Raw genomic sequence first — 9809 nt, 5'->3', positions numbered from 1 at the left:
GTCTTGCTCTTATATTAAGACGCAAAGGCGTGAGGGCCTGAGACATTGAGATGGCTGCGTATCCGTAAGGGATACACCGGAGTGACGCTTCGAAATGCTAAAATCCTGCAAATAAAACAAATTACGAGCTTGTTGAACAAAAAATATAGTAAAATTAGTTCAAAAACCACCGCAAACGCGGATAAAATATCATCTTTAGTGCTTTCAACAGAAAAGCACACCTCAAATGCGTCACTCCGGCGTCGCTGACAGCGAGAGAATCGCATAATCAGCGGCAAAACGGGGGTCGGTACTGGCAACAGTCCTTCCTATCGTAAGGCCTCATCGCCGTCGCTCCTACCGGGGCCTCGGCAATGTGGCTGGGACTGTTTTTCCACAGGGATTCTCAGGCTTCGGCTGGAGCAATCCCTTTTTCTTTTTTCATAGCCGGGCCGGCGTCCGAAACCGTGACCACTCCGGCCAAGCCAGGGTATTCTTCCCGTATTTACCCTTAAAATACTGGAGGATGCCAACATGGATGATTTCAACCTGATCTATTCCTACAGCCGTGCCCAGGCCATTGAAGACGGCGTTTTAATCGACGTGACCACCCAGGCGAAGGAAGCCGGTTTCAAATTTCACACCGTCGTTACCGATAACCTGTTCCATTCCTACATCACGCCGCAGGCTGGCCTGGAAGGCGAGGGGCAAAGCAGTTCCGGGCGGCTCCACGATCTCTTCATGGTCCTTCGAACGGCCATCCTCGGCAAATCCGCTACGGATTATCTCGAACTTGACGTTTTTTTCCTGATGGCACCCGGTCGCCACGAGCGTGTTCGGATCATCGCCGTCGTCGGTCCTGGTGATCACGGCGAACCGGTCATGACCATCATGCTGCCGGGCGACGATTAGCTCGGCTGGTCCTATGGGTGGGGTCTTCTCCTGTGCAGGGCAGCGGTCACCATTTTCAAAAATGATAGCGAGGGCCAGGCTCCCTTTGGGGCTGCCCTCTTCCCGGGTCCCTTTTGGGGACGCCCCTCCCAAGCCCCCGGAGCCCCCTATACTCCCCATTCCTGGGGTTTTGGGGGCTTCCCCGGGGTTTTCTATCCCCCAGACCCAAAAGCCCCGGAAATCGCAGTTCCGGCCCAAAGCCGCTTTTTCAGGGAGAATAAGTTCGCTGACACATGGTCCAAACAGCTGATTTTGCATGAAAAACGCTAGATTTATGCGAATTTTGACAGAATTATGGTGTAATTACAGATATTTAATACAAAATAACCACAAAAGGAGTTCACCATGGCAAAGAAGCCCGAAACCACCGAGACTGAATCCACAAGAATCGAATCTCGGTATCAACCCGGCCTACTGCGTCAATGCATCTCCGAGAACATCTCGGCAGACTCCATGATGGAACGTGTTGGCATCCTGCACAAGCAGACTTTGCGAAAGCACTTATTGCGACTCATGGCAGAGGACAAGACCTTCTACGACATTGAAGGCCTCTTCCTGCGTGGCAGCAATCTCCCAAAGGTCAATCCCAAGGGGAGGCTGACGTTGAACCTGCGCGGTATCATCATCGCTGGTCAGGAGGTACGCGAAGGCGACCTCTTTCAGGTCTGCGTCGAGGAAAACCAAATCATCCTCACCAGGGGATGAACATCAACCGAGGGGGTCCGGCCGTAAGGCTTGGCCCCTTATCTCTTTCGGAGCGTCTCGCTGCCGGCGAGCCCGGTACAAATGATGCCATTTCCAAAGCCGCTTTCTACCCAAGAAGCGGCATTGGCCCAGGATCTCTCCAAAAGGCTTTTAGCTTCAACGAGATACATGGAGTTGGGACACCGGCCAAGCTCCCAGTGCTATTTCCAAAGATCGATTTGATCCTTCCCCAAAGAAAAACATGCTTTCAAGGAGGTTGAAGCCATGAAGGTCCAGCCCTTTACCGAATTGCGCCACGTGCGCAGCATCAAGCGACTTTTGGTCGACAGCCCAAGGGACAAGCTCCTGTTTGTCATGGGCGTCAACTCCGGCTTGCGGGTGCAAGACCTGCTGGCTGTCCGGGTCGCCGCCGTGCGCGGCTTGAAGCTCGGTGACCGCATCTCCATCCAGGAGAAGAAAACCGGCAAGCCCAACGTGCTCATCGCCAACAAGGAAATTCTGGCGGCCCTGGAGGAGTACCTCGCCATCGCCCAGCCCGAGGACAGGCACTACCTGTTCAAAAGCCGCAAGACGGCGAACTCACCCCTGACAACCCTGTCCGTCACCAAGAAGGTGAAGGCCTGGGCCGCCGCCATCAACCTCAAAGGGAACTACGGCTGTCATTCTCTGCGCAAGACCTGGGCTTACCACCAGCGCCGTGAATTTGGCGTCTCCTGGGAGGTTCTGGCCAAGCGCCTAAACCACTCAAATCCTTCAGTAACTCTGCGGTACATGGGCGTACAGGATGAGGAGGTGGAGCAGGTGCTTATGAACACCTTGTAAACCAAGGGGGCCTCCGCCCCCTTTTTTCGTCACCAACCGTGATGAAGCAACTCTACATGCAAAGAAACGACTGGGAATGATCGAGCGATAAACGATGGAAATAAGCGTAGTAAAAAAACGGCAAAGAAGAAATTTTCGATGTACAATTGCTATTTTTTACGGTCGTGGCAATGTTCATCTCGGGCACACCACGAAAATATGCCCGAGAGGATTGCCATGTCACTCGCAGAAGAACTTGGGAACCCGCTTACACCACAGGAGCTCGCCCGAATCCTTGGCGTTTGCACCAATACCGTTCGACGATACTATAAACGATGGGGTGGAGTCGAGATCGCCCCAGGAAAAATCCGGTTTTTCGAGAACCGCGTAAAGGAGGCTCTCCATGCCAACACTCGTCAAGAAATTCAACCCGCCCCGGTGGCGAGCGGTCGTGACCGTCAACGGAAATCGCAAGGAAAAGCTCTTTCCGGACGGATCGGAAAAGAGCCGTCGTGCAGCCGAAAAGTGGGAGGAGGCCCAGCGGAAAACACTCAAGACGCCGGAGCCGATCGTCACGGACTCGCTGACCTTGCTTAACTTATCGAATTCATTCTTGGACTTCGTCAAAGAGCGGCAGAGTCGCCAGACCTACGTCGAAAAGCTGGCCGTGATGACCCGGACCATCAAACGGTTTGGCGGGGATACGCTTGTCGCTGACATCCAGGTGGCCGACGCCATGAAATTCCTGAGTGATCAAAACCGGACCCGCTCCGGCTACGCCGCCAACAAGGAACGCAAGGTCTTGGTTACGGCCTGGGGCTGGGGCAAAAAGTACATGCCCGGCTTCCCGGATGGTCCCTGTCCCTTCCAGGTCGTTGACCGTTTCCCGGAGCAGCGGCAGCCCAGATATGTGCCCCCGGAAGACGACTTCTGGGCGGTCGACGGCGTCGCTGAAGGGCAGGACCGTGTCATGCTGCTGACGCTCTTATTCCTGGCCGCCCGGCGAGGCGAAATCTTCCGGCTTCGGTGGGCGGACATCGACTTTGCCGGCAACACCGTGACTCTGTGGACGAGAAAGCGCGCTGGCGGTGACCTGGAGGCCGACCCTGTACCCATGGTTGGCCGGCTCAAGCAAATCCTCCTGGCGTGGTGGGAGCACCGCCCGATCAAGTCCGAGTTCGTTTTCGTGAACCTCGACGATACGCCGTTTTGTAAGCAGTACCTGGGCCTGCCCTTCACCAACCGACAGCACCTGATGGAGCGGCTGTGCAAGAAGGCCGGCGTCCGTGAGTTCGGATTTCATGCGATTCGCCACCTGACGGCCAGCATCATGTATCGCGAGGGCCAGCCGGTGTCCGTCATCCAGTCGGTACTTCGGCACAAATCGCCCCAGACCACGACCCGCTACCTGCAAAGCCTCGGCCTCAAGCAGACCCAGGAGGCCATGGAGGCGGTCATGGGCAACCGTGGCCCCGGCAAGGTCACTCCAATCAAACCCGTCGTCGAAGGGATGGGATGAGTTCCATATAGTGGGTCTAAAAGCATGCTGATGGAGGGCATTCTGGCTGTCAGGGTGCCCTCTGTGTCAGGCTCACCTTGGTACATATTTTATCTGGCCAAGAGGTGAAGTTCATGTGACAAGTTTGGCTTAGAGAGTGACGCCGGTCCATCTACTCGTCTGGCGTGATCATTGAATGACATGGTCCTAGTTCCCGCGATATTCAAGGAATGATTACGCAGTGGGCTGACGGCTTTTCCCCCTTGACATAAACTATTTTATTGCCATCTTGTACCTTGACAGATCGCATATTTGGAATCTACCACCGACCTGCCAAGAGGAACAAAATGGACGACTACCTTCAAAGCGCCCTTGATATCGTGAAAGCCCAGGCCAGTGCGCGGCCCATGACAGAAGACGAGATCGTCAGCATGGTCAGGTCCGTGGCAAATGGCATTGCCGCTGTGAGCACCGGCCAAATAGCCGCCAGTGAGGCCGAAAGCGCCGCCCCGGCTATGGACCCGAAGAAGGCCATCAAAGAAGCCTCGGTGACCTGCCTCGAATGCGGGAAGTCCTTCAAGATGATCACCAAGAAGCATCTTGCCGCCCACGGACTCACCGCCGAAGAGTACAAAGCAAAATATGGCTACAAGAAAACCCAGGCCCTCGCTTGCAAATCCCTGGCTCGCTATCGTCGTGCCAAAATGACAGACATGAAGCTGTGGGAACGCAAAGGTAAAGCCAAGACCGAATAAGTTTATATTTTCCATTCGACGCCGCCCGGCCTGATGCGGCTCCCCCTCAGCCCCGGTGCGCCTCCCCGTACTGGGGCTTTTTCCATAGCTGGACTTGATACAGTCGCCACAGACAGGACGCAGACGGGGCCATTTTAATTTGGCTGACGGCGTGTCCCTTTGGAAGATGTATGAGCCAGGAAACGAGTCAAAGATGAGAGGGAAGAAAACACAGGTCAAAACACCAGCGTTGTATCACAGGACGCCGGCCGATTTGACGCAGTAACAGTGGGTGGGATGTGGACTAGATGTGGACCAAAGAAAAAGCGGCTTACGTGGATTACGTAAACCGCTGAAATGCTTGGCGTCCCCAAGGGGATTTGAACCCCTGTTACCGGCGTGAAAGGCCGATGTCCTGGACCAGGCTAGACGATGGGGACGCAGTACAATTCTTGGCTGGGGGACTAGGATTCGAACCTAGGTTGGTGGAGTCAGAGTCCACAGTCCTGCCGCTAGACGATCCCCCAGCAGCCAAGAAAGCGCAGACTATACTTCTACCCCGTCCCTGTCAAGAAATTTTTTAAAATTTCCCAAACCGCTACGAGGCGCGGGACAGACGACGCGTGCGCTTCTTCAGCTTGTTGATCTGACGACGCAGAAGTTCCTTCTGCTTGCGAGAGCCGTCGCCAGCCACTTCCGTACGCGCAGCCCGAAGCGAACGCATCTTCGCCTTCATCGACAAAATCTTCGTCTTGTACGGAGAAGCCTTCGAACCCGCTTCACCACCCATGCCCAGAGCTTCCTTGATCTGCACCAGGAGCTCGTCCTTGCCAAGACCAGAAGCGCCCGTCACCTGCGGAACCTGCTTGAGCACCAGCTCGCGCAGTTCCTTGGCTGTCATCTTGTCCAGGGGCTTTTTCAGATCAAGTTGCATGCCTTCGCTCATATTCGCCTCCAAGAAATTTATCCCGCCGTGTGGGACTGTCTAGCCCGCCTTCTTGTGGCGCACCCGACGACGTGCGCCCAAACGATTCGGCCCGGCCTCAAAATACGCTACATACTTGGCGTAACAACGCCCAACCGGCGAGTTCGGATCAAGCTCACCCAAAAGCCCGCCCAGCCTCTCGGGCCGTTTCTCGGCGGGCGTGGAAAATCGCGGCGGACTCGCCCGCAACGCATCCAAAGGAACCCGGCCTCCTAGCAGATCAAACCGCACCTTGTCAAAGGCTTCGTGCCCCAAAGCCCCATTGACCAGCGATAAAATTTCCGGTGCCGCGAAAAGCATCTCCTGAAGCGCCACAGGATCGTCTGCTCCAAGATACAAATCGCGCCGTTTATGCCCAAGCGGCCGCAACAGTTCCGCCGTCTCAGGCCCCACGATATCGGCCCAGCGACGGCACACTTCCACAAAATTGCGCCGGGCCGACGCTTCCTGCGCCGCCATGAATCGCTCGACGCTCTCGGACAACCGGCGCAGCATGTTGGCACACTCCCGTCCCCAAGGCCCGCAGCCCGGCCGCAGGCCTCCGGGGACGAAAGCCGTTAGATCTTTAACGCCGTACGCAGATCGCCGGCCGCATCCGTGACTTCCCAGGTGAATCCCGGCAGGTCGCGGCCGAAATGGCCGTAGCACGACGTCGGCTTGTAGATGGGACGCTTGAGATCCAGGCGCTTGGAGATGTAGTAGGGACGCAGATCAAAGACCTCGCGCACGGCCTTGGTCAGCATCTCGTCGGGAATGTCGCTGGAACCCATGGAAGTCACCAGCACCGACAGCGGCTCGGCCACGCCGATGCAATAGGCGATCTGGACTTCGCAGCGCGAACAGGCACCGCTGGCCACCATGTTCTTGGCCACATACCGGGCCATATACGCACCGGAACGGTCCACTTTGGACGGGTCCTTGCCGGAGAACGCGCCGCCGCCATGGTTGCCCATGCCGCCGTAGGTGTCCTGGATGATCTTGCGGCCGGTCAGGCCGCAGTCGCCCATGGGGCCGCCGATGACGAACCGGCCGGTGGTGTTGATGTAAATCTTGGTGTTTTTGTCCACCATCGACTCGGGCAGGGTCTTAAAGATGACTTCCTTCTTGACCGCGTCGCACAGGTCGTCGTGGGAAATCGACTCGGCATGCTGGCAGGCCACCACCACGTTGTCGATGCGAACGGGCTTGCCGTCCACATACTCCACCGCCACCTGGGTCTTGCCGTCGGGACGCAGAAAATCGAGCACGTTGGTCTTGCGCACCTCGGACAGGCGGCGCGACAGCTTATGCGCCCAATAGATGGGCGCGGGCATGAGCGTCTCGGTCTCGTCACAGGCAAAGCCGAACATCATACCCTGGTCGCCGGCACCCTGGTCTTCGGGTTTTACCCGCGACACGCCCTGGGCAATGTCAACGGACTGTTTGCCCACCGAAGAGATGACACCGCAGGTCTCCCAGTCAAAACCCATGGTCGAACTGTTGTAGCCGATCTCTTTAAGTGTCTCGCGCACGATGGACGGAAAATCGGCATAAGCATTGGTGGTGATCTCGCCGGCGATAAAGGCCAGACCGGTGGTGACCAGGGTTTCGCAGGCCACATGCGCTTCCGAGTCCTGGGCCAAAATGGCATCGAGAATGCCGTCAGAGATCTGGTCGGCGACTTTGTCCGGATGTCCTTCGGTCACTGATTCGGAGCTGAAAAGGTACCGGCCTTTGGCATTAATCATACGGGATATCCTCCTTGAGCCGGCCGCCTCCCTGTGGCGGCGCGCAGCTCATATGCAAAATATGTGCATCATAGATTCAGAAATTTGTCCCACTACCTCGCCGATGCAAAAAAGGCAAGATGGCGTGGTGTGGCATTATCATGACGCCGCGTTCACGTCCACGAATCGATTGTCGATCAGGCGCACTGCGGAAAACCGCACCGCGGCCGCAAACAACGCCGCTCCGGCAAGCGTCGTCGCCGGGACAATGTTCCCGGGATCGACGCACTCCAGATAATCCACCGTCCCGGACGGCATTGCGGTCGCATAAAACGCCCGGACGGCGGCCAGAATGCGCCCGGCGTCGCGCGTACCGCCCCGGGCCAGCTCCTCGGCCAGGGCCAGCCCCTGGTTGATGGCCACAGCCTCGGCCCGCTCCGTCGGCGTCAGCCGGACATTGCGCGAAGATAATGCCAGCCCGTCGGCTTCGCGCACAATGGGCGCGCCCACAATTTCCACGTCAAAGCCCAGATCGGCGGTCATGCGCCGGATGATGGCCAACTGCTGCCAATCCTTTTGCCCGAAAACGGCCAAGGTCGGGCGGACCAGCAAAAACAGCTTGGACACCACCGTGCACACACCCCGAAAATGCGTTGGCCGCGACGCCCCGCACAGATGCCGGGCCAGGGTTGGTACCTCCACCCAGGTGGCCGCCTCAGGGGCGTACATGGCCCCGGGCGCAGGCGCAAACAGCACGTCCACACCGGCCTCCCTGGCCAGGGCGGCGTCCCGCTCCAGATCGCGCGGGTAGGCGTCCAGATCCTCACCCGGGCCAAACTGGGTCGGATTGACGAACACGCTGGCCACCACCAACGCCGCCCGCTCCCGGGCCAGCCGCAACAGACTGGCATGACCGGCATGCAGCGCGCCCATGGTGGGCACAAAACCGACCGTCTCCCCACTGCGCGACCACGCCCGGGCGCGCTCCCGCAGGGCCGACGGTTCTGTGATTATGTCCAAAGCCTGCCTCCTCTCGGTTCCGGCGTCCTCTAATACCGCGCCCGCAAACTGTAAAGCCGGCCATGACAAACGGGCGGCACAGGCGTATGCAGCGGGCAACAAAACGCCAAGGAGCCCGTCATGCCCTTTCTCCGCCTGCGCACCGCCGCCATCAGCGCCGTACTGTGCCTGTTGCCGTCCCTTGCCCTCGCCGCCGCCCCCAAAGCCGATGCCACGGAAAATCCGCCGACCCTCTCGGCCGCCAGCCTGCTGCCCGAGGCCGTCCTTGTCGGCCCCAACCACAGCGTGGACGACAAGGTCGTCAACGACGGCTACCTCAATATCTATACCCTGCATTCGCCCAAGGGCGATCTGCGCGTGGAATCCACCGCCCTGCTCTACACCCGCATTCAGGAACTGGCCGCCGCCGCTGCCATGAACCAGGTCAACGTCGGCGCGGAAATGGGCAAATCCGTGGCCAAATCCGCTGCCGGAGCCGTCACCGGCGCGTTTAACCTCATCATCCACCCGGCCGACAGCCTCTCCAGCGTCGGCAAATCCTTTTCCCGCGCCCAGGCCAGCGCCCAAAGCGACCGGCCCAAGGACGACGACGGTGCCGTGGGTGAACTGCTCGGCTACAACAAGGCCAAACGCGACTACGCCAAGGCCTTCTCCGTTGATCCCTATTCCGACAACCCCATCCTGCAGGCGGCCCTCAAACGCCTGGCCGGGGCCGGCTTTTTCGGCTCGTTTGCCGCCTCGGCCGCCATCCCCGGCGGTGCCGCCCTGGCCTTTCTCAACAACGCCCGGATCACCCCCCAAAGCGCCGTGGACGTTTCCATCCCGCCCGAAGACCTGTTCGCCTCCAATCGCGAACGCCTCAAAGCCATGGGCGCAACCAAGGATCAAGCCGAGCTGTTTATTGACAACCCCCACTTCGACCCCATCACCCAGACCCGGCTCGTCCTGGCCCTGGACCGCATGACCAACGTGGGCGGCCGTCCCGATTTCATCAAATTCTCGATCCTCACCGACACCGAAGACCTGGGCTTTTTCCGCACCCGCATGGCCGAACTCTATGCCAACTTAAACGTCACCACCGACCCCATCGTCCGCTTTACCAACGCCGGCCGGTTCATCGTCGCCGAAACCCAGGGCAACGGCTTCCTGGCTGCCTTTCCCCTGGATTATCTGGCCTGGACCCCGACCCTGGCCAGCATCGCCCAGACCCTCGACAACGCCGCCAAAGCCCAGGGCGCGAAAACGAAAAAACTCGTGGTCGCCGGCGAAGTCAGCCCCCTGTCTGCCAAAAATCTCAAGAAAGCCGGCTGGACCGTGGTGCAGCTGCGCGAAGGACTGCGCGGGAAGTAAGCGCGAGAGAACCGGGGCGCTGCCCCAGCCCCCCGGCAGGGCTCTGCCCTGGACCCGGGATCTGCTCCGGCCCCCCCCGC

At 58.6% G+C, this 9809-nt stretch carries 10 protein-coding genes and 2 tRNA genes; 6 read left to right on the top strand and 6 right to left on the bottom strand.

From position 1 onward, the window contains the following. Window positions 1-513 precede the first annotated feature (513 nt). The 5 genes from GTA51_RS17375 to GTA51_RS17355 all read left to right on the top strand — a co-directional run bounded on the left by GTA51_RS17375 (window position 514) and on the right by GTA51_RS17355 (window position 4689). Entirely contained in the window at window positions 514-891 is a 378-nt protein-coding gene (locus tag GTA51_RS17375) for a DUF6573 family protein (RefSeq protein ID WP_160963331.1), read from the top strand. Between the two features lie 384 nt (window positions 892-1275). After that, on the top strand, window positions 1276-1635 hold the full coding sequence (locus GTA51_RS17370; RefSeq protein WP_160963329.1) for a hypothetical protein: 360 nt from the start codon (window positions 1276-1278) through the stop codon (window positions 1633-1635). Between the two features lie 264 nt (window positions 1636-1899). Further along, complete coding sequence (locus GTA51_RS17365) at window positions 1900-2457, top strand: tyrosine-type recombinase/integrase (protein WP_160963327.1); 558 nt, start codon at window positions 1900-1902, stop codon at window positions 2455-2457. A gap of 382 nt (window positions 2458-2839) precedes the next feature. Then, window positions 2840-3955 (top strand): tyrosine-type recombinase/integrase, encoded by a 1116-nt coding sequence (locus GTA51_RS17360; protein WP_160963325.1) that lies wholly within the window; start codon window positions 2840-2842, stop codon window positions 3953-3955. A 326-nt stretch (window positions 3956-4281) separates the two neighbouring features. Then, window positions 4282-4689, top strand: coding sequence for a Ros/MucR family transcriptional regulator (locus GTA51_RS17355; RefSeq protein ID WP_160963323.1), 408 nt, complete (start codon window positions 4282-4284; stop codon window positions 4687-4689). 341 nt (window positions 4690-5030) lie between these two features. Here GTA51_RS17355 and GTA51_RS17350 read toward each other — a convergent pair. The 6 genes from GTA51_RS17350 to panC all read right to left on the bottom strand — a co-directional run bounded on the left by GTA51_RS17350 (window position 5031) and on the right by panC (window position 8379). Next, a tRNA-Glu gene (locus GTA51_RS17350) sits at window positions 5031-5108 on the bottom strand. 13 nt (window positions 5109-5121) lie between these two features. Then, window positions 5122-5195 (bottom strand) — tRNA-Gln (locus GTA51_RS17345). A 71-nt stretch (window positions 5196-5266) separates the two neighbouring features. Then, on the bottom strand, window positions 5267-5614 hold the full coding sequence (locus GTA51_RS17340) for a hypothetical protein (protein ID WP_160963321.1): 348 nt from the start codon (window positions 5612-5614) through the stop codon (window positions 5267-5269). A gap of 39 nt (window positions 5615-5653) precedes the next feature. Then, on the bottom strand, window positions 5654-6148 hold the full coding sequence (locus tag GTA51_RS17335) for a DciA family protein (protein ID WP_160963319.1): 495 nt from the start codon (window positions 6146-6148) through the stop codon (window positions 5654-5656). A gap of 62 nt (window positions 6149-6210) precedes the next feature. After that, the gene (gene metK / locus GTA51_RS17330) at window positions 6211-7380 is read right to left on the bottom strand and encodes a methionine adenosyltransferase (protein ID WP_160963317.1); all 1170 of its coding nucleotides are present in this window, start codon (window positions 7378-7380) and stop codon (window positions 6211-6213) included. Window positions 7381-7518: 138 nt separating this feature from the next. Then, complete coding sequence (gene panC, locus GTA51_RS17325) at window positions 7519-8379, bottom strand: pantoate--beta-alanine ligase (RefSeq protein ID WP_160963315.1); 861 nt, start codon at window positions 8377-8379, stop codon at window positions 7519-7521. A gap of 120 nt (window positions 8380-8499) precedes the next feature. Here panC and GTA51_RS17320 point away from each other — a divergent pair, with 120 nt between their 5' ends. Then, window positions 8500-9729, top strand: a complete 1230-nt coding sequence (locus tag GTA51_RS17320) for a hypothetical protein (protein WP_160963313.1) — start codon at window positions 8500-8502, stop codon at window positions 9727-9729. The last annotated feature ends 80 nt before the right edge of the window (window positions 9730-9809 follow it).

Origin of the sequence: Solidesulfovibrio aerotolerans (genome assembly GCF_009856865.1) — a bacterium.
Classification (GTDB): domain Bacteria; phylum Desulfobacterota; class Desulfovibrionia; order Desulfovibrionales; family Desulfovibrionaceae; genus Solidesulfovibrio; species Solidesulfovibrio aerotolerans.
Note: the sequence above shows the minus strand (reverse complement) of the source record. Positions and strands in the feature narration are given on the sequence as shown.